Origin of the sequence: Bradyrhizobium arachidis (assembly GCF_015291705.1) — a bacterium.
GTDB classification, from domain to species: Bacteria; Pseudomonadota; Alphaproteobacteria; order Rhizobiales; family Xanthobacteraceae; genus Bradyrhizobium; species Bradyrhizobium arachidis.
The window spans coordinates 2,098,742-2,122,613 of the sequence record NZ_CP030050.1 but is presented as its reverse complement, the minus strand read 5'-3'; the positions used below and the strand labels follow the sequence as shown (position 1 = coordinate 2,122,613).

14 protein-coding genes and 4 pseudogenes are annotated in these 23,872 nt (G+C 57.2%); 7 read left to right on the top strand and 11 right to left on the bottom strand.

Annotation, left to right across the window (positions count from 1 at the left end; genetic code table 11):
• Positions 1 to 1,331 precede the first annotated feature (1,331 nt).
• The 3 genes and pseudogenes from WN72_RS09955 (at position 1,332) to WN72_RS46780 (ending at position 3,215) form a co-directional block, all read left to right on the top strand.
• On the top strand, positions 1,332 to 2,204 hold the full coding sequence (locus WN72_RS09955; protein WP_092217761.1) for an isocitrate lyase/phosphoenolpyruvate mutase family protein: 873 nt from the start codon (positions 1,332 to 1,334) through the stop codon (positions 2,202 to 2,204).
• A gap of 411 nt (positions 2,205 to 2,615) precedes the next feature.
• Positions 2,616 to 2,896: pseudogene (locus tag WN72_RS09950) on the top strand (helix-turn-helix domain-containing protein).
• 136 nt (positions 2,897 to 3,032) lie between these two features.
• The gene (locus WN72_RS46780) at positions 3,033 to 3,215 is read left to right on the top strand and encodes a helix-turn-helix domain-containing protein (RefSeq protein WP_244553854.1); all 183 of its coding nucleotides are present in this window, start codon (positions 3,033 to 3,035) and stop codon (positions 3,213 to 3,215) included.
• 559 nt (positions 3,216 to 3,774) lie between these two features.
• Here the strand turns inward: WN72_RS46780 and WN72_RS47795 are convergent.
• The 3 genes from WN72_RS47795 to WN72_RS09930 form a co-directional block, all read right to left on the bottom strand.
• Complete coding sequence (locus WN72_RS47795) at positions 3,775 to 3,963, bottom strand: DNA -binding domain-containing protein (protein WP_092217762.1); 189 nt, start codon at positions 3,961 to 3,963, stop codon at positions 3,775 to 3,777.
• A gap of 21 nt (positions 3,964 to 3,984) precedes the next feature.
• Complete coding sequence (locus WN72_RS09935; protein ID WP_194483060.1) at positions 3,985 to 4,131, bottom strand: hypothetical protein; 147 nt, start codon at positions 4,129 to 4,131, stop codon at positions 3,985 to 3,987.
• Positions 4,132 to 5,654: 1,523 nt separating this feature from the next.
• The gene (locus WN72_RS09930; protein ID WP_092217795.1) at positions 5,655 to 5,867 is read right to left on the bottom strand and encodes a response regulator transcription factor; all 213 of its coding nucleotides are present in this window, start codon (positions 5,865 to 5,867) and stop codon (positions 5,655 to 5,657) included.
• A 604-nt stretch (positions 5,868 to 6,471) separates the two neighbouring features.
• Between WN72_RS09930 and aepX the strand changes: the two genes are divergently transcribed.
• Together aepX and WN72_RS09920 are read left to right on the top strand one after the other, a co-directional pair.
• The gene (aepX, locus tag WN72_RS09925) at positions 6,472 to 7,329 is read left to right on the top strand and encodes a phosphoenolpyruvate mutase (protein WP_092217763.1); all 858 of its coding nucleotides are present in this window, start codon (positions 6,472 to 6,474) and stop codon (positions 7,327 to 7,329) included.
• Positions 7,330 to 7,635: 306 nt separating this feature from the next.
• Positions 7,636 to 8,406: a phosphocholine cytidylyltransferase family protein gene (locus tag WN72_RS09920; protein ID WP_092217796.1), complete on the top strand. Its 771-nt coding sequence runs from the start codon at positions 7,636 to 7,638 to the stop codon at positions 8,404 to 8,406.
• A gap of 255 nt (positions 8,407 to 8,661) precedes the next feature.
• Here WN72_RS09920 and WN72_RS47790 read toward each other — a convergent pair whose 3' ends face one another.
• From WN72_RS47790 to WN72_RS09895, 6 genes and pseudogenes are all read right to left on the bottom strand, one after another.
• Positions 8,662 to 9,096 (bottom strand): UTRA domain-containing protein, encoded by a 435-nt coding sequence (locus WN72_RS47790; protein WP_092217764.1) that lies wholly within the window; start codon positions 9,094 to 9,096, stop codon positions 8,662 to 8,664.
• 217 nt (positions 9,097 to 9,313) lie between these two features.
• Positions 9,314 to 9,460: pseudogene (locus WN72_RS47785) on the bottom strand (GntR family transcriptional regulator); the annotation flags it as partial.
• Positions 9,461 to 9,900: 440 nt separating this feature from the next.
• Complete coding sequence (gene asnB / locus WN72_RS09910; protein WP_244553855.1) at positions 9,901 to 11,781, bottom strand: asparagine synthase (glutamine-hydrolyzing); 1,881 nt, start codon at positions 11,779 to 11,781, stop codon at positions 9,901 to 9,903.
• Between the two features lie 250 nt (positions 11,782 to 12,031).
• Complete coding sequence (locus WN72_RS09905; protein ID WP_092217767.1) at positions 12,032 to 12,835, bottom strand: formyl transferase; 804 nt, start codon at positions 12,833 to 12,835, stop codon at positions 12,032 to 12,034.
• A 29-nt stretch (positions 12,836 to 12,864) separates the two neighbouring features.
• Positions 12,865 to 13,476: a CDP-alcohol phosphatidyltransferase family protein gene (locus WN72_RS09900; protein WP_167380996.1), complete on the bottom strand. Its 612-nt coding sequence runs from the start codon at positions 13,474 to 13,476 to the stop codon at positions 12,865 to 12,867.
• A gap of 1,362 nt (positions 13,477 to 14,838) precedes the next feature.
• Positions 14,839 to 16,389: a PLP-dependent transferase gene (locus tag WN72_RS09895; protein ID WP_143130704.1), complete on the bottom strand. Its 1,551-nt coding sequence runs from the start codon at positions 16,387 to 16,389 to the stop codon at positions 14,839 to 14,841.
• 1,670 nt (positions 16,390 to 18,059) lie between these two features.
• Here WN72_RS09895 and WN72_RS09890 point away from each other — a divergent pair.
• On the top strand, positions 18,060 to 18,860 hold the full coding sequence (locus WN72_RS09890) for an SDR family NAD(P)-dependent oxidoreductase (RefSeq protein ID WP_092217771.1): 801 nt from the start codon (positions 18,060 to 18,062) through the stop codon (positions 18,858 to 18,860).
• A gap of 1,808 nt (positions 18,861 to 20,668) precedes the next feature.
• On the top strand, positions 20,669 to 21,475 hold the full coding sequence (locus WN72_RS47780; RefSeq protein WP_143130705.1) for a methyltransferase domain-containing protein: 807 nt from the start codon (positions 20,669 to 20,671) through the stop codon (positions 21,473 to 21,475).
• Between the two features lie 99 nt (positions 21,476 to 21,574).
• On the opposite strand, the pseudogene istB reads toward WN72_RS47780, so the two are convergent.
• Positions 21,575 to 22,448: pseudogene (gene istB, locus WN72_RS09880) on the bottom strand (IS21-like element helper ATPase IstB).
• Positions 22,448 to 23,757 (bottom strand): annotated as a pseudogene (gene istA, locus WN72_RS09875) (IS21 family transposase). Before istA ends, istB begins: the two co-directional pseudogenes overlap by 1 nt.
• Positions 23,758 to 23,872 lie beyond the last annotated feature (115 nt).

Here is a 23,872-nt window from a genome sequence, read left to right as displayed (position 1 = left end):
TCACTTTCTTTCTGGCATGAACTTTTTGCGCAAGCTGCGGATCTTCAAGACCCATCGTGCTACAGCTGGATGACAAGTATCGAATAAGTAGATGATGGCTCCTGCAATATGCGATAACGGCGTACTGCGGAGCTAAACAGTGTGGCCTTAAGCGGCGTCGCCGAGGTCGCTTGAGAATGGACCAGCCGCGTCGAGCGGTCTTGGCGCTGCTTCCTTAAAGGGGGCGCCGCTCAATTTCGTCGTGAGCCGGAATGCGCTTCGCGTCCTGTTGATCATTTCGATTTTGAAGGAGAATTCACGCGTCTGCGCGGCGCCCAATGCGTAAAGCGCCGAGCAAACTGCTCCGCTGAGGCGTGGCCGCGAAACGCGCCGTCGAAAGGCATCGCAACTTGCGATCATTTCATTCAACAAACACGAATGTCCATTTTGTTCGCAAGTTTGCCAACGAGTAGAAGCGGTCAACAATCCTGCGTCAAACTTCAGGTGCTCCTATGTCTGTCGTTACAGAACGGCTCAAGGCTTGTCAGTTTCTCAGGCCGAAGCCATGACGCTGCGAGCCGCCGAGCTACACGAACACGGCGCGGCCGTGATCACACTCGGTCAAGGCGAAACGGATTTCGAAACCTCACCTGCTGCCCGGAAGGCAGGCATCTGCACAATCCGCGACGGCCGACGAAATGCAGCGCGCTTCTCGGAAGCAGGCAGCTGCGCGAGGCAGTCCACGGGACTTCAGTCGCGGTCACGGGCTCAATTCAGTATCGATCAGACTACGGTCTTTTGCAGCGCAAAGCAGGTCTTCAACGCGATCTTTGCAAGGCTCCCTACCGAGGCAACGGCGTTCGGACGCCGACGCAATCACTGGCTGGCCGGTTCTGTATGCCGCGGGATCTCTGACTCTGGTCAACGCCACCAATCTCGCCCGAAGTGGGATCTCTTCCCACAGGAGCTAGGTCGCGCAATATGGAGCTATCGAGGCGATGTCTGGCGTGCGGGTCATCTAACGCAAGCCGCGGGAGTTTGCGCAACACCGCGAACTCGTGGCCGCTGAGATGAACCAGGCGGAAGGACCATCGTGCCCGTTACCCGGCGCACTCCACGCATTTTGCTCCTGCGCCGGTTTGATCGGCAAACGAACGCCGGCCGGCAAGGTGACAGAGACTGCAGCCATGTTCGCCTTGTATCTTCTGGATGCGTTGGGTCCCTGCAGTGGCCCCCGGCGGCTTCCTGGCCTCGCCCGACATTCGCATCTCCCATGCTTCCTCGGTTGAGGATCTCACCCGGGCCTGCGATTGGATCATCGCCGCTTGCGCCCCTTTTTTGAAAGGCTTCACATGTCCCCTGCCAAACGCCTGCGCGCTCGAATGGCCGAAAGCGGCCTTGTCCACATTATGGCGGCTCACAGTCCGCTTTCAGCGATCCTCGCGGAGGAAGCCGGCTTCGACGGGCTGTGGGCCTCCGGCTTCGAACTTTCCGCGCTTTATGGCTTGGCTGACATGAGCCTGATTTCGATGGCACAGCATCTGGATATGCTGCGAGCAATCGCCGGCCGCACGACGATACCGATCGTGGCCGACATCGACACGGGCTATGGCAATGCGATCAATGTCATGCATGCGATTGGCGAGTATGAAAGGGCCGGCGCCAGCGCCATCGTCATCGAGGACAAGACATTTCCCAAGGTAACGAGCCTTGCTGCGGACGGGCGCCAGCAACTGCTGCGCGTCGAGGAATTCCAGGGCAAGATCGAGGCTGCTCTCGCCACAAGACGAGATCCAAATTTGCTTGTGATCGCGAGGACCGAAGCGCTCATCGCTGGCCTTGGCGAAGCTGAAGCCTTAGACCGCGCGCAAGCATATGTGAAGGCTGGTGCCGACATGATCCTGATCCATTCAAAGAAGAAAGATCCTGCCGAGATCGAAAGCTTTTCCCGCGCCTGGAGCGGTTCAGTGCCACTGGCCCTTGTGCCAAATGCTTATCCGGATCTGGATGCCTGTCGGGTCAAGGAGTTGGGTAACGTCCAGATGATGATCTATGGCAATTACGGGATCCGGGCCTCAAGCACGGCGTTGAGGGACACCTTCCGCCGCATCATCGCTGATGGCGGCGTCCAGAACGTCCACAAGGATATTGTACCGGTCGAGGAAATCTTCAGACTCCAGAGAATGGACGAAGTTAAGGCAGCTGAAACGCGCTTTCTGCGCTGAAGGCCACCTCTAACCTCGCCTGAACGGCCGTCGCTGCAATCTCGACAGTTTGCGCCGACTCATTCATCGGGGCTGCAACTCTATTTCGCTAAATGGAGGATCATCGGCTCCCTGTCAGTCAGCATCTTTGCCTTTGGCTCGAGCCTGTTCGCGCAAGTGGGACAGCGGACTTTGAACGGCTGCCGAGCCAGCGGAACGACTGAGCGCTGTGGTCAGCGCCCGCAAAACCTGCGCCGCCGCAAATTGATACGGTCGACATACCGGCGCCGGTACGGCCCGCCCCAGTGGGGTCGGGGGAACAACGATTCGGTGACACGCATCGAATAATCCGTCAAAACCTCCAATTTAGCGATCTTTTTATTTCGGTTATAGCCAGTGATTTGATGACCATCGAAATGGCTGCTTTCGCGCATGAGAGCTCGTGCGCTTGTGGCTTACAATGCGCGCCGGATCCGCGTCGAGCGCGGTATTTCGCAAGAGCGATTGGCCTATGATGCAGGTATTGACCGCTCCTACATGAGCGGTCTTGAGCGCCAACAGGCAAACCCGACAGTGGATCTTCTGGATCGCCTGGCCGAGACGCTCGGCGTTGCTGTCTCGAGCTGTTTGTTCGGCCATCCGAGGGGGCGCCGCAGCCCGCGACCCTACCTAAAGGTCGCAAGCCGAACTCGGCACGTCGAGAAAGGACATAGCCCCCGTTACAGCACTGAGCTGTTGACGCAGATCTTCTGCGGTACTGGACCAGCATCAATCGCTCCATGTGGATTTTATGCACAGCCGACCCTTTATACGCGGGAATCCCCCTATGGACATCGAGTAATGTGATGGATGTTCATTCTGGCGTCGGAGCAGGCGGCTCAAGACGATGAAGTTCCTTTAAACGCCATCCGCGCTTTTGTGACCGTCGCCCGCGAAGGCAGCGTCACGCGCGCCGCCACCACCTTGGGAACAACACAGAGTTCTGTCAGCCGCTATTTGTCCGCACTGCGGGACTATCTGGGTGCGACCTGATCGAGCAGCGTGGACGGCGCAGTCATTTTAACCGAGTTCGGGAGGTTATTTGCAAACGCAGTCTCCGAATCGCTCGAAACGGTCGGCTTCACCGCGAAGAGAATGCGACGCCGTGCGGGCGCAGGAGGCAATCGGCTTGTCGTCCGCACATCCAATATCGACTTTTGCTTTCTGCCTTCTGGTTCCACATCTGCAAGCGTTTCTCTGCCGAAGCGGGCGGTGTCATCGTGGACGTCGTCAGCTCGCTATCGCCACCGACATCTTCGGATGATCGACATATTGATTACACGCGACCTTTCCCGTCATCGAACCTGCCGATAGCTGGGAGATCTACAACAAGGAGCTGGTATGCGTGGGCCGCCACATCTGGTCGCGGGCGGAGAGCTCTCGCTCGTCGATCAACGCAGATACTGAACATCACATCGCGTCCCGGCATACTGCTGACATGGCCGAACAGTGAGAGAGCGATCGCAAAGATCTCATTCTATCCGCGATCGCGCCATGCCAGCAGAAGTATTGGCTGCACCGAACGGAGGTACGCCATTGAGCGCCCAAGAACTCATGAACTGTCATTCCTTCGTCTGCCCTTGTGGAGCACTGCGCGGAAGCGAAGGATCATGAGACGCCGCCCCAGCTTAACAAGCCGAATGGTTCGGCTGCGCAGGTCGTCTGTTTTCCAACTTCGGCCAGCAATACGATCACTTTCGAAAACGCCCTGCGCGATAGCTATTTCCTTGCTGCCATCCATCCAGTGCACGCAGCGCGAGGATCAGTTGAGACGCTGCTTCAAAGCCGGCAAAGCAAGGGGATCCGTTCCGAGCGGCCCATGCTCAAGCCCGCGCCACAATTGACGTGCGGCGCCCAACCGACGCTCGAAATTCACGTCGAGCGGCAGATCGAGCACGACAGCAGACAACGATGGGATCAAGCCCAAGCACAATGCGCACTATTTCGCCAATCTGCCCTAGCAGCCGCGGCATCGAGAAGTCGCATGTAGGTGACAGCGTACTCCTCTCCTGCTCCACCCGATGTTACGCCAGCGCTGTTCTGCTTAAAGAAGGCCGAAGGGGCCTGTACTAAGGCCGAGCATCTTCGAACTGAGCTTTCACGAAGTGAGGTGAACTGCCGTTACCCGCCCTCTCCCGACCCGCATTGCGACCGCTTGCGGGACATATCAGCGAGTTCTCGTCATCATCCATGCGATGCCGGATGAGGCATGGTCGGCTTCCGCTGTCAGCACCGTCCGTGACTCGCATGCCTTGCCCCACGGGCATAGCGAACCATCGTGTCATTGAACGCGCCCTCCCTCCAATCACGTTTACCGGTAATTTTGAGCGCCTTGAAGACGGACAAAACGAGCGAATTGGTTGGCTCAAGGTGAGAGCTCTCTGACACTCGATTCGGTACATCTGCGTGAGCAGCCCCCCCGAACAGGAGGCTGTAGCCAGAGTTGCGCTGACGTTCGTCGATCGGCGATGAGAATACTCGACGCTAAAGACTCCGCTCCAAATCCGCCAATCCAGCCTTACATGCGGCGACAACGATTGGGCATGAAGCAGCTTGACCTGAACTCGTTCTGTTGCCTGAGTATTTTCGCAAGACTCCAATCGCCCTGCATCAGCTCATTGACCATGTCTGTCGTCCCCACCTCGCGGAGAATACATGTGAGCTAAACATTGCGCACCGTTTCGTCGTCGCGCTGCGCGCCTCGAACCCTCCTCAAGGCCGTCCCGGTACTGCCAAGTTTCCCAATCATCGATGACGGCCCTCTAGTCGTGGCCCAACTCAGCCACATCGACTTCGGAGTTGTCCGCCTTTCCGGAAAGACCGGATTCGCGCCGTCCGCCGCAAACAACCCCAACTTATCTCGATCCGCTATATCATCGGAAGAGCGCAACAGTCGCACTGGGGTCTGCGAAAAGGTCGTTCATCAAGCTAGCTACGTGAGGATCGCCCGCACTTGGTGAGCACGCAGAGTGGTAGAATATGGTGCAACGTCTACCAGCAGCACGCGTTGGAAATGGGTTCACGGACTATCATTGCCATCTTCGTGTCCAGCCCACGCCATCTACACAGCCTTTCTGCCGACCACGACCCACGTCAGCCGCTACGATCACCTCTCTTCAATTTGGCGACACGCATACGACCGCCGCGGCCGCAGCAGGGGGACGGACCGGTCACAACGTTAACACAGAGATCCGACCTGCCGTCGAGCTTACAAGAGCGGTCATGAGCCTGCGACCTCACCTCCCCTAATGGTCCACGGAGCCCCGTGACGATCGGCGACGAAATAGAAGCACGCCCAGGTTCATAGTAACAGCTTCGATATTATGGCTCTACGGCCGCGGCCGCGTCATTCGCTTCGCTTTCCGCCGGAGCAAGCCACAGTCGCCCCTTACATTTGGCTAGATCTGTATGAGCGGCAACGGAATCGGGCCGTTACTCAATAAGACGGTGACGTCGCGCCTTGACGACGCACTGAGTCCGGCTGGACGTTTCCAGCTTTCGCATCGCATTTTTGATATGAAAGTTGACGGTGTTCTCGCTCACTTTCAGAATGACGCCGATCGCCCAGGATGACTTCCCTTCCTCGACCCATCGCAAGCACTGTCTTTCCCGTTCCGACAGCACAACCTCTTTCTCATCCGCCATGAATTTCTCCTGGACTCGAGAGAACAGGAGAAGCATCAGCAAGTGCCATGCCACTCAGTGCGGCAGCAAGCATCGGCGAGGCAGAACGAATTCTTCGGCGATTGCCGCGACATTCGCGCGAAACCGACATCCCACTACAGCGCTGTCGATGGGCTTGCGACATGTGTCGTAAACACGACATCAGCATTACGACAATCGTGGCTGTCGATGTTGTGTCCAACTCCATGTAAGGCGGATATCACCCTTTCGCTAAGCACTCCTCCCCCTCAAGGAGTGGAAGAATTCTTCCTGGGGCAATAAGACCAGGCTCGCGAACCCAGGTCATCCATTTGTAACCAAGGCCCCTCTTTCCAGCCTGTAGGGACCCCAATCAACCCCATAGCGAAAGCTTTGTATTCGCCGCCACTCCTGCGCAACTATGCAAATCTGCGCGTCTCAAAAAAACTACCAATGCTGGTCATTGATCGGCATTCCCCCAAAACGATATGAAGCGTGACGTGGACGCCAATCGAGGATCGCCTTGCAGGATTTAGGCATGAGGCATCAACCACAAGCCGTTCGGCCTACGGCAGGCCGTCAATGTGCACGCCAGTCGCCTGTTGAAATGCTTCGGGGCCAAGTCTGCTCGAATGATGAGCTCTCGTTTCTGATGGAAGCGCATGATGGCCTGTCTGCCACGATCGCCCAGCGCTCAGGATTCAAGGGGCTCTGGGCCTCTGGTTTGTCGATTGCCAGCTCGCTCGGCTATCGCGATGCCAATGAAGCCTCGTGGACCCAGCTCGTCCAGAGCGTCGAACGCATCGTGGACTCGACAGAGCTCCCTGTGCTCGTTGACGGGGATGGCGGCTTCGGTAATTTCAACAATGCTCGCCTCCTCGCACGCAAACTTCATCAGTCGGGCGCCGCCGGCATCTCGCTTGAGGACAGCTGCTTTCCGAAGCTGAACTCGCTCATTGGTGAGCGGCATCCGCTCGCCAATATCGATGAATTCTCCGGTCGTCTGCGGGCTGTAAAGGATGCAGTCGCCGACAATTTGGTTCTCGTGGCCAGGATCGAAGCGCTGATCGCCGGCCACGGGTTGAATGAAGCTATCTTGCGTGCTCACGCTTATGCCGACGCGGGAGCCGATGCAATCTTGATTCACTCGCGAAAGAGTACCGCGGACGAGATGCTTTCGTTTGTCACCGAGTGGCGGAACCGGCTCCCTGTCGTGATCGTTCCGACGACGTACTTTCTAACGCCAGTCTCTGCCTATCGTGATGCGCGCATCTCCACAGTCGTCTGGGCCAATCACTCCATGCGGGCTGCGGCAGCTGCAATGCGGCGCATCTGCGATAGCATCGTAGCTCAAGAGAGCGTTGCGAACATTGAATCTCATATCGCGCCGCTCAGTGAGATATTCGAGCTCCTGAGGTATGACGAGCTCGCCGTGGCCGAAAAGCAATATCTGCAGCCCAGCTAGTTCATGTCAGCAGGATTGGCACCTAACGCTTCTCTTTCAAAACCCGCCCGATGCGCCGCTGGCCCCTCGTCGGACTCGCTCCAGTGTGACCCAGCAAGCCGGTGACCCAACATCCTGGACAGCTCCGGACATGGCTAAACATCTGTCCTAACGCTTAAGGATCACACAGCGGCTATGCGTTGATGACAATTCACACCTACCCCCTTCAATATCTGGGCTGCTCGGACAAGTCTGCGGCACGTAACTCTGAACAGAGGCGTTCACGATGCTCGGGGAGCGAAACTGGGGATGAAGAAGGCGAATGAAATGCCTCTGAATGCTCCCAAGCATGCTCTCATTCTCGCCGCCGGAGTGGGCTCTCGACTGCGACCGCTAACGGATCTAAACCCGAAACCGTTAGTCCAAATCCATGGCACTGCCATCCTGCACAACGCGCTACATAACCTTGGGCGTGTCGGCGTGGAACAGGTGACGATTGTTGTCGGGTATCGCAAAGAGAAGATCCAAGAAGCTTGCGGCAGCCGGTTTGGCGGTGTTGCGATCAAATACATCGAATCCCCCGTTTACGACCGTACTGGGAGCGCCTATTCGCTCTGGCTGGCGCGTGACGCGCTCGTTTCCGGGGACCACCTGCTTCTTGAGGGCGACGTCTTCTTCGAGGAAAACGTATTGCGGCAGCTGCTCATCAGTGAAGAGCCAGACGCGGCTGCTGTCGCTCCGTTCGGTGAGCTGATGCAGGGGTCAGCGGTCCTATTGTCCAATCTCGGCTTCATTTCAGAATTTCGCTTGCAACAAACAGCGAGAAATCTCATCACGGATGGCCCGCCTCTTTACAAGACGATGAATCTGTTACGCCTGTCCGCGTCTACTCTGCGGACAGAGGTCGTTCCGGCCCTAGACGATATGATCAAGGCCGGAGCTACCCAGGCCTACACCGAGGAGCTTCTTTCCTATCTCGTGGAAAGGCAAGGCCTGCTGCTTGCTGCCGTGAGATGCGATGATCTCAGGTGGTACGAAATCGATGATGCGGAAGATCTGCATACCGCCGAGCGCATCTTCGCAAAAGCCGACGTTTGATCCAACCGCCCACGATCACAGAAGATTTGACGCGGCGCCTCTTCACGACCTGCGCCGCGGCCTCTGACACTGGCCGCGTAACGATGCCAAGACCCGCAAGCTTGATGGGGTCGCAACCAACGCGGCCTCCGAGTGCCTCAGCGAAACGCGAGCAGCTCGTCCGGGCCTGACGCGTGAAACACACCCCCACGAGCAAAGGTGCTAGCGAAACAGTTATTTCGCTCCAGCCGCGTTGACGGAGAAATGGGACGGCACCTAGACCTTCACAGAGGCAGATGTTTTCCACTTCCTCGCTTGCGCTTTTCCGGTTCGAGGCTTTCCTGCAAGCGACTGCTCCGCGGAACTCATCTCTTTAAAGTCGAACCTGAAGCTGGTTCTCGGTGCGCACAGTACATTCTCGCCAAATTTGATCGGAATACGGCCGGAGCAATCAAGGCTCTCTTTGACGAAGACTCGTGCTGAAGTCGACATTTCAAGGAGGCGCGCCTCCTGCGCAGAGGGCAGACGCGCACTTATCGTCACCCATTGCTGCGAGTAGTCTTCCATTCCAATACGCCTGAGAGCTGTCGAGATCGAGTTGGCGCCCGAGAACTTGTCCAGCAGTCCGGGAGTGCGTTTCGCCGGAAAGTAGCGGTGCGCAATGACGATTGGGATCTCGTCCTGATAACTCAGTGTCGATGCGCAGCACATCGTCACGAGCTTGCAAATCAAAGTAGCCGGCGAGCCGCTCGTCTGCCTTTATCGTTGCAGCAGACAGGATCTTACGACCCGCCAAGCGGCCTTGCGAGATGAGATTATCGGTCAGCCGGGTTTGAGGGGAGAGCAGATAGGGCCTTGGATGTTCGACAACGAAAGTGCCTCTCCCCTGCTCGACGCGGAGCAGTCCCTCCTGCTCGAGTGCCCGAATGGCGGATCTTACGGTGTGCCGGTTGACACCATATTCGAGAGCAAGCTCTACGTCGTTCGGAAGTTTTTCGCGTGGCCGAAATCGGCTCGACGCAATGGCTTCTTCGATGTTCGACCGAACAAACTCCCAGCGCTTTCCTTGATACATAGGTCAAATGGTCCGTGGTTCAGGCTTTCAATTGCGCGGATTAGCGCCAGGTTTATCATTCTCAACCTGCGCCAGCCGTGTTACGGCCGCTCCCGTCACGTTGTCGGTAAAGCTCCCGGAAGACAGTTGACCGGCGCACTGAAGACGCAATTGAGACGCTCGCATCTTCGACATCACACTGGCCTCTGTCCTCGCGATCTTGCAAAGCTTCATCGATGATACGGCCGCGCACCGTCGACGGTAGCGGCAATCCCAAGCTGAAAAGGATCGTCGGTACCAGATCAACGATGCTGGTTGGGGCAGCAACAACTCCGCTTCTAAAGGCATTGCCAGCAAGGACGCATAATGAAGACAGCTCGTGCGCCGAAAGCCCTCCGTGCATACCAGCGCCGATTGGATAGGGCCCATCGTAGTACACGGCGTCGGGCGAACCGCTCCGATTAGCCGCGCCGCAATCGGCGAGAACAAACGACAGGTCTGCACTTCGTTCGTGTTCGGCCATGACAGCCGAAAGCGCAAGGGTGCTCGCGATAAGTGGAGATCCATCGGGAGCCTGACGTGAGCAAGCAACGCCAAACCATGGCTCCTCGCACATGGCGTGATACAGCTCTGTCAGAAGATGACCCTCTCTGTCCCGGGCCCAAATGTTGACAACGCGTTGAGCGCTCATTGCGGCGAGGCAGCGGAAACCCGAGCTTTTTTCTTGTAATCACACTTGCCGCTAGACGATCTCTGTAAAGGGAGCGCAGCGCGGCCTTGGAGACGTCGAGCGTTTCGCTAAATTTCGCAATGGGTTGGAGGGCCGCCTGAAACGGGGCGAAGGCGTGTTTCCAACGCAGATGCTCTGAGAACGACATGCGCAGAGCTAGCGCAACGATTCGATGGTCTGTGAAGGGAACGCGAGACTCCACGCCCGCCGCCATTGTGGTGTTGTCGACCATTTCAAGCGGCGCCGGTAGATGATGACGTACAAAGAATTGCCTTATGCGCTCGACCGGGGTGGCGCCGCCTGAATGGTAGGCATTGTTCATCCAATCGATCAGCCCCCCATCGTGACCGATCTTCTTTCTCCATGCCGGTGTCGCCAGCTCCAGCTTCTCGACTTGGGGAAAGTAAGTGTACCGCGTAAGAAAGAGCTTGAATTCGCTCGCTTTGAACTTGGGAAGGCCGAGATGACGTCGCGCCCGGCGGCCAATGACATCTGGCAAGGCGGCCAACAGCGCCTGTCGCGGAAGGTCGAGGGGCAATCTGAAGATCCGGCTATATCCAAGGAACAGCTCGTCGGCACCTTCGCCGGTAAGGAGGACCTTGTGAGAGTGGCCGACCGCCCGCGCGAGCAAATACATTGCAGCTTCGTTGTGCATGCCGACTGGATGACCGCGTAATGCGGTAAGGCGCTTAACGACATCCAGGCTCGTTGCCCCAGGCAGCCGGACCAAGATATGGGCGAGCTTGAGGGATTTCGCGAGCTCGACAGCATAAGGGCTTTCATCGTACACATCGTTGCTTACAATTCCAGTAAAGCACGTCGGCTTTTGCGACGAGTGCCTTGAAAGCTCGAAAGCCAAGATACTGGAGTCGAGCCCTCCGGAAAGCAGCGCCGCGACTGGAGTGTGGGGCAGCAAATGTTCCTCCACGGCGCTGCCAATCAAGGTTTCAAGAGAATCGCAATCGCCACCATCATCGAGGTAGGCAGGATCCGACCAACACGTCTGCTCGTGCGATTGAGCCGTGATTTTCAGCCAGGTTCCAGGTTGCAGCTTCCGAACATCTGCAAACAACGTCCTCTCGCCGAAAACGGCGCGGTAGGAGAGAAAGCTTGATAATCCGACCGGATCGAGCTTCGCGCGGACCCTAGGCCACTGCAGGATGGCTGAGGGTTGTGAGGCAAAGACAAACCCATTATCCACGCAAGCGTAATATAGCGGTTTGACTCCGAGCCGATCTCTGACAAGGAACGCTGTCGCGGTCTTTTGATCGTAGATTGCGAAAGCAAACATTCCCCGCAGACGTTTGACGCTATCAATCCCCCAACAAGCAAATGCCTTGCAAAGTACTTCCGTATCCGACTCAGTGCGAAATCGGTATCCGCGCCGGAGCAGGTCCCGCCTTAAGTCACGGTAATTGTAGATCTCCCCGTTATACGTGAGGGTCAAGCCGAATTCCTCATCGAGAAACGGTTGGATTGACCTAGGATCGGGATCGATGATCGCGAGCCTTCGATGCGCAAAGGCAAAGGAAGAGGTCACGCAACTACCACTCGCGTCAGGGCCCCGATGGGCCAAGGTCTGAGCGCAACGCGCGAGGTTCCGCTCGGTCACTGACTGATCAGTAACCCGTCCGATGAATCCGCAAATCCCACACACAGCTAGCCTCCTGCGTGTCCAGCCGGCTCACACGCGGTCGGGGCGCCGGCGCCTCTCGATGGGCTGGATGCTACAAAAACAACCTCCAGAGCTAAGACCACGTTCAGCCAATGAGCAGAAGTTCGCAGGCAACACTTTGGCTTCGCGGACGGCCTCGAGAAGCGCGATCTCATATTCCGGGCTAGCTTCCGCGGTGCGAGCCAAGTCAAGCCTTACCGTGGAGATGAACGTCCCGAGCGAGCGTCCGAACCTCATTGGTCATGACTCGTTCGACAAGCCACTTTGGAGGCTCAATGCGTGGTGGAAGGTATAGAGCGCGGTAGAGCCGATCGAGTTCTTCGGCGCTGCGTGGAACGTCTGACGAATCCAAAAGTGCGCTCATCATGCGCATGGGATAGAAGCAAGCCTTGCGCTTTTCTTGAGCGATCAAGTCGTCTTGTGAGCGACACGACGCCGATCCGTCCAATAAACGCAGCCACACTTGGCAGAAGAGAGCGTAGCCATAAAGTTGCGCTCTGGTGTCTAAAGAGAGGGCGGTCTCAGAAGGCAGCACGGGGAACCGCAATTCGCCGAGAATATCGCCCCTATCGACCCGCTCTGAGAGATAGTGGACAGTTACCCCAAAGCTCTTCTCGCCATTGAGTATGGCATGCGTCCGCGCAAAACTGCCGCGATATTCAGGCAGCGGGCCCGGATGAAGATTGATACCCCCTCCATCTAACCGTGCGAGGATATGGGACGGGAAAATCTTGTTCCACATGACGCTTACGAGAAACGTCCCGAGAGGAGGAACATCATCTATCGACTCGAAAAAGGGTACTCCGAAGCGGTCTGCGACTTCCCAAAGCTCCTCACTGGTTTCGTGCCTCCACCAAGTTTTCTCGTACCGAGAAGCGCCGAGAATGCCGGCGATGTGGTCTTTGCCGCAGGTCTCGATGACGAACAGAAGACAGCGGGTCGCAAGTCCCCTGGTGCCGGCAAATACCACGCTCCTAGTTAAGCTCGACATCTCTCGTCCTTACGACATTGCAAGCCCGCTTATTGACCCGCTCTACTCGTCATCAATAATCCGGCGGACGCAGTGGCCGCCACGCCGATGGTTATCACATGCACAAGACTGCCAGAGGCTTTGATCTTGAAGGGGGCGATGTGGAGCAACGATAGCGGTACAAAGACCCCAGGAAGAACGACACTTAACTGAAGCGGCGCGATAGTGTGGTCAACCAGCAAGATCGCGGCCAGCATCGGCAGAGCGTAAGAGAGAGGTAGACCGGTCGAACGACCACGCTCGTCCAATCCGAAGTAGTCAAAATATGCCAGACGAAGAGCTCCGATCAGCATCACGAGCGCTGTGAACACCGCAGATGCTGGAAACTCCATAAAAGATGCGACGACAATCGCCGGAATGACTGATCCAAACAAAAGGTCAGAGAACGCATCGAGAGCTTTACCAATGGTTCTGGTGGCCACCGTTCGATTCCTGCTGCGCCGGGCAATTTCGCCGTCGACATCGTCAGCGATGATCGCCCAGAGTCCTAGCGCTACTGCCACCTCATACTGTCCTTTGGCCACGAGCCCGATCGCTGCGCCAGAACACAGGAGCCCCACGGCAGTAACGGCATTTGCGCGGTCAAATAAATATGCGATCATCGAACCTCGATGTTGCTCTTTCTGCCGAGAGCGATCGAACCCTGAGCCCATGCGGCTGGTTGGCAACTGCAACTTAAGTTGGGCTAGGCCCCAAATGTCCGCAAACTACCGGTTTTAGTAGGTCAGCTTAGTGGTTCCGCGCGCTAAGACGGCAGCTCTTCCCTTCATGCGATGTGAGGACGAGGCGGACTCGACTGTGGTCGGCTACCTTGACTTTCTCACCCATAACCTGCTGTTCAATCGCCTCGAAAGGACCGCCAGCGGGCGCTGCTGACACGCCCCAGGCTAGACGCAAAATGGACTAAACACCGTGGCAAACGGCGATCGCGATCGCGATGACCAGGTCTAGCGTCCAGATAATCCCAACGTGCAACTCCTCAGCGGGGCGACATCTGTCGTTTAGAGCTTTGGCGGGGGCGAAGCCGAGATACGTCTCCCAGTCGTCGCGGCAGTTGGACCGCTCAGCTGAGCGCCCCTCTCGTACACGATGGCTCTCCAGAATGCGCGCTAACGTCGCGCGCGCGGGGTTGATGAGCCCAAACTCAGACCCTAGCGATCGCTCATCTAAGGCGGCGGACACTTATTGACGATCCGGCTCACGTCGGGCTCGCCGTCAGGCCAATCAGCGGACTTCCTCAACGGCCTGGTTCGCACTTTGATCGGGCACTCACAAATGCGAATGAAACCGTGCTTGCTATTGCGCAGACCGCTAAAGAAGCTAAGGCAAGCCTGACGCCATAGTTGCTTTTGATGAAATTAAAGAAGAATGGCGCAAACGACGCCGTCGACAATCGGACAGCAGTGATAAGCCCGACTCGTGCTCCATACCCATCAGGTCCGAAGACAGAGAGCGGCAAGCTTCCACGACAGATGCTGTTTAGACCAGAGCTAAACCCAACGAAGGCAATGAAAAGTATAATTCCGACGAGAGTGAGACGCCAGCACGATGGCGACAGTCGCCAACGAGAGCATAACGCCTGACAGAATGGTGAGTTGAATAGGCGATATCCTCTCGCTAAGCGACCCTGCAAATAGCCGTACTGCGAGCTGTGACGGGCCGAAGAGCGTGGAAACCAAGGCTGTCTCCTGCCGATCCAAGCCGATCGACGAGAGGATGGGTATCTTTGGTCGCGCCAATGGTAGTGCCGCCGCCATGCGCCTTCTCGGTCGCGGTCTCGATGTAACCGTGGTCTGCACTGCACACATAGTTAAGCGGCCGGCCTGCACTTGCATTTCGAGGCGGCCAAATACGCCTTAATCAGCTTGTCCACGCGTATCAACAGTATGCGCATGAACTGGGCTGAATTGTCGTCGAAGATGATACTTCCTCATTATCTCCAGTTTGCTCGGACAGAGCACCGCTTACCGACGACTTGCACATTTTCCGCCAACGGTGAGACTTGTTCGGGTTCGCGTGGCGCGCCAACTCGCTCGTCCGAATTGCCGCCTAAAGGTAAGGCCGCTGTACTTGGCTGCGGACGCACCCAAGTAAACAACCCCTGTCAAAATGCCGTCGCGAAGCGTCCCTTCGAACTCATAGTCTAAGGCCAAGGGATCGCCCGGCAATTGTGAAACCAGCTTCAATTTCGGTCCAACTATCTGGCCTCGGCAGTTACTCGAGACATCGGCACCGATGTGCTTGCCCGTAACGTTTTGACTCTCCTGTAGCAGAACGAACGCGTGAACTGTGCTACCATGTAGAAATTCGATAAAGACTTGCCATGCTCCTGCTACATTCTCAAAGTCCTCGTGCGGTGGTGCGGCTGGCGGAACAAAAGGCTCTGAAATGGCATGAACGATTGAGCGGCCAACGATCTCGGCTTCGAATTGGGCCAGATTGGTCGGATCGACTACGATCCGTTGCGGTCCCTGCCAACAGTCGTGCAACACAATGCGCGGACGCCCGCTAGCCAGCTTCTTGGCGATCACCTCGGCGCTTACTGGGAATGTTTTAGCCCGCCAAGAAACCGCTATTCGTGGATTGCAGAATGCAGAGTCTGGCTCTATCTCTTCGACAGAGAGGCCAGGCACGCTCAAAAACTCGCGCTTCATTATCGCAATACACTCGTGCCATCTTTCCATCGCACGAGCAGCCCCTCCCTTTACCCATCGCTCCAACGCGACGTAAGCACCAATGATCTCGTCTTTACCAACTTTCATTGACCGGCCAAATGATTGGCCAGGAGGTCCATTCAGGTACGCTGCTCTACATAGTCTTTCCGAGCCAAGTAGGAACCCGGTCGATTGCGGTCCGCGAATATACTTTCCGCCCGAATGAATCAGCAAATCGCCCCCCTTTCGAAGCCAAACGTTCGGAAATCTGGGGGCTTGCCCGGCCGCATCTACAATCAGCGGAATTCCAAGTTGCTTGGTGCGCAGAGCAATTTCCTCGAAGGGCACGACGGACTTCGAAATATCTGAGGCAACGACGCATATTCCCGCAGGGCTCTCAGGCAGCAGCTGGTCTATGTCTGACACACGGTCGACCGGAAGGACGGTACAACCGACTGCTCGAATTGCATGCTCGTAAGCTATGCGTTGATCAGCAGCGACCACCACCACCCTCTCGCCGTGCAACGGGAGCTTCAGCATCTTTTCCGGATCGTTCCCTGCTACGCAAGCAGCAACAGCTTGGCTTACTGCCGCCGCGCTTCCAGCGGTCACGAGCCCCCATTCGGCACCGGTGAGAGTGGCCAGTTTCCGTCCAACCGCTTCTGCCAGTTCGTCCATAACGACGAAACCTCGACCCGACGCTAGCATTGCGGCGAGCACAGATGGCGTTGGATTGCATCCGCCGTAGGAGGTACGCACGCCCGTGCAATTGATGATCGGCTCAACGCCGAGATCGCGAAACAGTTGACCTGCGGCGAGTTCATCGTGCGGCGCGTCATCGGGATCAATATCCAAGGTCATGCAAGCACCTCCAGTACACATAAGGAAGAGCCGAAGCCAGTCACCGTCCAGAAAGCAGTAAGAGATGCAAGGACGCTCGCATTCCTAAGCCTTGCAAGCCGACTATGCAGCTCAAGAAGGGCGGCTAAACTCAAATCTTCCAGAGATGCATGAGAACTCGCGCAATATCGTGGGTGGTCATGAAATCGGTCATACAAACACCTTATGGGATGCGGCATATCAGTTGCCCTCCTCCGTGCCGCCCAAAACGGGAACTCCCGGGCATGGCATCAGCCAGCAGCTCATGCGACACGCCAACGAGGAGCATCAAAACTCGTGCCACTTAGCTTATCTCAACGAAAATCTCCTTCTTGACTATTCTTCAGTCTGACTCTGAGCCTACCTAGTGCTCGGCTGAAAGGATGTGTGTCACGAAATCAACAAACCGGATATGGGGGCGTACTGAGCTGCCGGCGACTTGATGGCCAAGGGATTGGCTACTCCGCACCTACACTCGAAACCAAACGGTTCTGAGTAGCCGATGGTTGAGGGCCGGCGGATCGTGTTCTGGACTCTCTCATAGTGGATGAACGATCTCGAGCCGAACTGGTCTCGTGTGCGGCAACCTTGACGAGCGGCTTCCATGACTTCAGAACCTGAGAAGCCGAGAAGAACGTGTGAAGTTACAGCAAGCAGGCAGCCAGCTTGTGCGCAAGGCCGCCACATATCGCGCTATAAAGGCATCGCAATCTTCCGCCCTCGTCGGAGAGAATTCCGCGCCAACGATGCGCCGATGGCTGATGGACGGCGCAAGAGAGCCGGCCGAAGAACAAGCATCGTCCGGCCGCCCTAGTTGAGTGATACGTATCCTCGGCGCGCTCAACCTTCAGCCCTGGAAGCCGTGCGGCATAAGTGACCGGGCCCTATTTATGTAAGCAGCCGGCGTTCCCCCACGGCCTCGAGAAAGGAGCTAGGTCAGGCACCTCCTCCACCCGGCATCTTCCAATATTGGAGACTTGGTCGTGAAAAGCCTTACTGCAGAAATGTATTTCGCGCGCGTCGTCGGCCTTAACGTCTCCTTGCCGGCGTAATGAGAGTATCGGGGCGGCGATCGGTATGGCCTCATCGCGCAACCGAGGCACCCAGCTCACTTCCGTCAGCCCTCAAAGTCGAATATGTGGAGAACTTCCTTTACTAGTGCTTCAGCCGGCTTTAGCAGCAAAAAGCTTGAATAGGGGCGCCATCCAATCAATGACTATTTCCCGCGATCGACTACAAAGGTTAGTAGTTCATCCTACCTCGGATCCATGGCAAGTATTAGACGATGAGCCCCGCGGACTAAGTCTACCTGCAACGAACCGAGCTCACAGCGCACTATCATGTCAGAGAGGGGTCCGCCGTTCAGACTCTATTAGTCTAAGCATACCAATTCGAGGCGGGATGATTGGAAGAGCTGTGAGAGGGAAGTTGAGGCTTATGTTGGCAAGACGTTGGACCATGCACGCGCTTCGTCACAGTCCATGTGCCATGACTCGCTTGGACCTGCGCCTTGAAAGGACATCAGGGCCGCTCGGTTCTTATGATCCCGTTTCCGGCTGTTCGGCGGCTAGAGAACGCAACGCTTTAGACAATGCGACGCTCTGGATCTCTGGAATCAATTCGGGCGACCCCACCTTTCAATCGAGGTGCGAATGATCGGTCCGGTGGAGAGTGTTCCGGTCTACCCACCGATGAGCTTGCGTGGCAAGGTGGCATTAGTCGTCGGTGGATACGGAGCGGTCGGAAAGGCAATCTCCGAAACGCTTGCAATGGCCGGGGCGACCACCCTTATCGTAGGGCCGAACGTTGAACAGGCCGACGGTCTGGCGCACGAACTAATTCAAAAAGGGCATATAGCGGAGGGTTTCGAGCTTGACGCGAGTAACGTCGCCGCCATCAAAGACGTTTCAGCTTCTTTGGCGCGGCGTTATGGATCGATCGAGATCTTGGTGAACTGCATGGGTTTCAATAGGGAGCAAAAGTTGCTTGAAGTGACTGAGGATGCCTTCGATAAGGTTTATTCACGAACTCTGCGCGCAGGAATGTTTCTTTCTCAGGCGGTTGCCACATATCAAGTCGCATCTGGAGAAGGCGGCAGCCAGATCCACCTGCTCTCGGTCGGATCATCACATGGGTTCCGAAACCACGGCTACAGCGCGTTCTGCGCCGCAAAAGGAGGGCTTGCTGTTCTTTTGAAACAGCATGCAGCCGAACTAGCACCCTACGGGATCACAGTTAATGGTGTCGCGCCCGGCAGAGTGCGCACGGAGAAAAATGAGAAGACGCTCGAGGCCATCTCCACTTTTCGGAAGGCCATCGCCGACATTCCGCTTGGCCGGCTGGCCACGCCTGAGGATGTTGCGGGGGCCGTGTACTTTTTCGCGTCTTCCCTGTCACGCTTCGTGACGGGTCAAATTCTCTACGTAGATGGAGGACTCACCACGAGCACGTAGCGAACAATGCGTAAGGGTCGCTGCAACGAAAACTGAATGGGATCAACACTTCAGATGCAGCCAATGCGGAAATTGTGTACTGGTTTGCCAGCTCGCTCGCATACGGTGACTTACCTTTCGCTTGTGAATTCTCGATCCAATGCAACTTTGAGCAAATGAACTAGGCGCTGTTTGGACGTTTTTGAACGGTTTCGTAGGAGTTGAGACGTGTGGGCCGAGGCCCTAGGTGAACATGTGGGGAAGGACATGGCATGAAGCTCCGAGAATCTCTTTCGCGTATCCCGGCAAGGCCAATCATCTTCATCGGAAAGAGCCGTGCCGGGAACTGGGCTGTGCTCGAAGAGAGCGGTAGGTTTGGCGGCTTATTCGTTAGTCGCGTTCAAGCTTTGAAGTATGCGCTATCTGAGAACGGCGATCATCCCGAGGCCATCGTTGAGGTGCGTTGCGAAGTCGGATTCGCTGTCATGAGTAAGATGATTACTCCGATGCAGTGCATGCGCGATCGGGTCCACCAGGTTATATAGTTGGCCAACGTCCCCCGATTAGAGAACTTGAGCTTCTTTTGGCATGTCTCGAAGGCCTCTGGCATTCGACCAGCAAGGATTCTTTCCCGCGACCAGTGATTGCCGCTCATGCACTTCTGGCCATGACGTCAGCTCAGCATGCGCGACTTGGATAACGTGGTCATACAGGCGTCCACATAGTGTCTTCGAGGAAAGAGAGAATAGATTCACGATTTACGTTTCTTTCTGAATCAGTTTCGTCGCTGAGATCGACGGAAAGCACGTCCGAACAGATCGCGCCAAGAGAATGCTGAAGATCCCGTGCCGGAGGCGAAGTCGAACGCAGGCCTGCTGCTGGCGAGCCCGCAAACCGTAACCAGTTATCGGAAGATATCTTCCGACCACGACATCACATACCTTGAGTAGTTAGGACGCTGCACCACAAGAGATTTTACTTGCTTACGATCATGTTCGCCTTCCGACATATTCTAAGCGAAATTGTTAGCACCGACCTCACTAGCCAACCACCAGGCACTGTCTCAGCATCTCGACCAGCTACTTCAGGTGTGGCGGTTGCGTTGAAACCAACGACGTACTCGCGCAGTGGATTGGACAGCATCTGCGCGACAGATCACCAGCACCGCCCTTGCGCTAGAGGTCAAGAACGAAGGCGGGCCGAGCACGCACAAACCAGATGAATTTGAGGTTTAGCACTTGCTCTTCGGATTTCCTCTCAAGGGCGGATATCCAGGAACAAACGAGCCGGCACGCTGCTTGCAACTTCGGCAGCTTGCTCGAGCACCACCGCGGGTTAGCTGCGCCACCAATACTAAATACTTTTTCAAAGTCGGATTTCTTTGGAAGATGGATGTTGCTGCCCGAGATTAGCGCACTGGCTAACGCAAACGGCCGTTTTTCTGTATAACTAAAGGCCGATCCACTTATGATCCAATCATTTCCCAACTGCTGGCGGGGCCGCACATCGCTCTGGTCTCTCAGCTGGACGTCTGCCAGCCGTGCTGCACCGATGGCGCTCTCCACATGCTGACAGCCGTACTATCGGTCTGAGGTTTAAAACAGTGGCAGCCTTTTTCTGGAGTGCGACCTTTCTTCTGCATAACACACTGCGTCCTCAAAAGCGGCTGGCATGCTTGTTGCTAGAGCACGTGCAGAGCTGAGCCGATCACCTCCGTTCCGAAGGCCCTATGGCAGCCAGAAACAGCCAAGGATTCGGCGATGAATTATCGGTGAGAACATGCCATCAGTGAAGCCGACCATTCCTAGTCTAATACTGACGATTAATGAATGGCGCTAAAGTTAAGGTCGAAGATGCCTAGCCCGATCCAATTCTGGAATGAAAAGGGCGAAGAATTCGCAAGGATCGCTCGCGATCCGGGTTCCTTCTTCGCTCGCCGAGCTGCTCTGGTCGCGGAGCTCGTATCCAACCATATCTCACCAGGGAGAGTGCTCGATATAGGGTGCGGAGCCGGCCAGCTCTGTTTTGATCTTGCGAGGCGCGGATTCGACGTGTACGGGGTCGATCTGTCGTCAGTGCAAATTGAAATGGCGATCCAGACCGCACGCGGACGGCTTAGTCTTCCAGACAAACGGTTTCAGGTGTGTACTCCTCAGTGTTTGTCATTCAACGGACCATTTGATGTCATTACTGCAATTGGAGTCTTGCCCTATGTAGAGGATCACTCTGCCTTTATCAAACGCGCGCTATCTCTGCTGGAGCCCAACGGCATGTTCGTTGCGTCGTGTACGAACTCGCTAAGTCTCTTTACTGGGCTGGCTGTGGCTCGTCACATGCGGGCGTTTCAGCCGGATCGAGCTTGGTTTTCGGTGCTTGCGAATTTGGTGCGAACAGGGTTGTGGTCGGGTACTTGTGTGGACTTTCGTATTGCGCGGCAGTGCGGAAGTGCGGCTGCCCTGGACCGGTTGTGCGAGAGGCTGGGCCTAGTAATAGTGGGAGAATTGGATCTGTATAACGTCACTTGGAGTTCGTTCGATCGTTCGCCTTTTGAAAGGGGCCGGATCGGTCGGATGCTATCCAGACGCTTAGGGTGGACCCACGTGGGAGCCTATCGGAAACAATTTACTGGCACCTAAAACGCTCAAAACCATCTATTACTAGCACTCGCTTGGATAGAAGGCGGCGGAGCCGGCCTGCGACAATTGTCAAACGCATCCGGAACTGCCCCCTTTGCGTCATGAAGAACTGCCCCCACCATCGGGTTCATGATGTCGTTTAATGGTTGCTTCCCGACGGAGGGAGGCGGAGCCGACCGGAGGGCCGTCACCGGCGGTTGGCGGCTTGATGAGGCCACTCTTCCGTTTGGCGCGGAGCCGGTAGCTGTCGCCGCGGATCGTCAGCACGTGGCTGTGGTGCAGGAGCCGATCGACAATCGCGGTGGCGACCACGGGATCGGCAAACACGGTGCCCCATTCGGCGACGCTGCGGTTCGACGTGATCAGCATGGCGCCGGTTTCGTAGCGGCGGCTGACCAGCTGGAAGAACAGACGCGCCGCGTCGGGCTCCAGCGGCAGGTAGCCGAGTTCGTCGACGATCAGCAGCTTTGGCTTCGCCAGCGCGAGCAGTTTCTCGTCCAGGCGCCGCTCGCCGTGCGCCTTGGCCATGCCAGCGACCAGGGTCGTCGCCGTGGTGAACTGCACCGTGTAACCGGCCAGGATCGCCTCTCGCCCGAGCGCGATCGACAAGTGCGTCTTACCGACGCCCGGCGGGCCGAGCAGCAGCACGTTCTCGCCGTTGGCGATCCAACGTGACGCGGCCAGGTCGCGGATCTGCTTCGGATCGATCGACGGCTGTGCCTCGAAGTCGAAGCCCGCAAGCTCCTTCACGGCCGGGAAGTGTGCGAGTTTGAGCGCCATCTCGATGCGGCGATGATCCTTGCGCGCGATCTCGCGCTCGCAGGATCAGCGTCTCACGCGCCGATAGGTTGGCGCGCGCCGCCTCGTCGAGCAGGTTGTCGAGCTGGTCGCGGATGCCGGAGAGCTGCAATCGCGCCAGCATGGCGTCGAGCCGATCGGTTGGTGCTTCGGTAGCCTTCCTTGTGCGCGCCATCAGAAGCTCCCTCCGATCACTGCTTCGTATTCGGCAAGAGGACGCAACAACGAGGGCAGTGGAGAAGGCGCCGGCACTGTCGATGCCGCGATTGCCGGTCGGCAGACCGCGCCGTTGCGACCGGCAACCCCGTCGAGGTGGGCGGAATCGACGATCCGCAGCCGGCGCCCCTCCGATTGCTTGTGGACCGCAACCTCGCGCATGCCGTGGCGGATGCGCACCTCGCCGGCCGCAACCGTCACCGCCACGCGCTCACCGATCAGCCGCCACGGCACCGAGTAGCTGTTCGTGTCGACCTCGACGGCACAATCGTTGCCGACGACGCGGGCCAGTTCACGCAACGATCCAAACGACGGCTGCCCGCCGAGCGGCTTCAACCGGTGCGCCTCGTCACGCGCAAAACGAGCGATCGGCGCCTCGCCGGTCGTGCCGTGGATGCGCACGTTCGCCACCTCACGCTCCCACTCGGCGAGATGCGCCTCGAATGCCTCCCAGCTCGCGAAGGAATGCCCCGCGATCGCGTTCTTCTTGACGTAGCCGACGCCACTCTCCGTCTTGCCCTTCGTGCGCGCCCGATACGGCGCGCAGGCGCGAGGACGGAAGCCCCAATGCTTCGCGAACGCGATGAGCTTGTCGTTAAACTGAACCGACCGGCTCACCGCGTCGTGGCGCGCCACGAGCGCGCGTGGATTGTCCATCAGCACTTCCTCCGGCACGCCGCCGAATGTCGTAAATGCACTCTCAAGCCCGGCGAACCAGTGCTCTTGCTTCTCGGCCCGGAACGCACGGACATGCAGCCGCCGCGAATGCCCGAGCGTCGCCACGAACACGAATGCTTTGATCTTCACCCCGCCGATCTCGACCAGACGCTCGCCAAAGTCGATCTGCAGCTGCCGGCCCGGGGGCGTCTCAAACCGCGTCGTCGCCAGCGCTTCGGCCTTCAGCGCCTGGCGATAGGGCTGCACGGCGCGTTGCAACGTTCGCCGGCTGACTGCCACGCCTTGCTCGGCCAACAGATCCTGGCGCACCACATCCGCATTGCCGCGATGCCGAATGAACCTCTCGCGCAGCCAACCCTCGAGGCCATGGAGTCGTTTTGCCCGCTCAGGCGACTTGAACGGCTTCACCCCGCCCGCCGTCACGTGTCCTTCACCGTGTGATGGCTGCAGCCCAGCTGCCGCGCAATCCGCTTCAGACCCCACCCGCACGCCCTCAGGCGCAACATCTCCGCCACGTCATCCGGCGTCTTCATCACCTGCCCCCGTGGATCACTCCACAGCGAGCCTTCAGTGATTCGTTCCCGCTTCATTCACTCTCTCCTCAGCTATCCGAGGAGGGGGCAATTCCTCGTGACGCTGAGGGGGCAGTTTTCCATGGCGCGCGACAACAATGGCCGGACGCCTAAAATCTGCTGGAAACGTTAA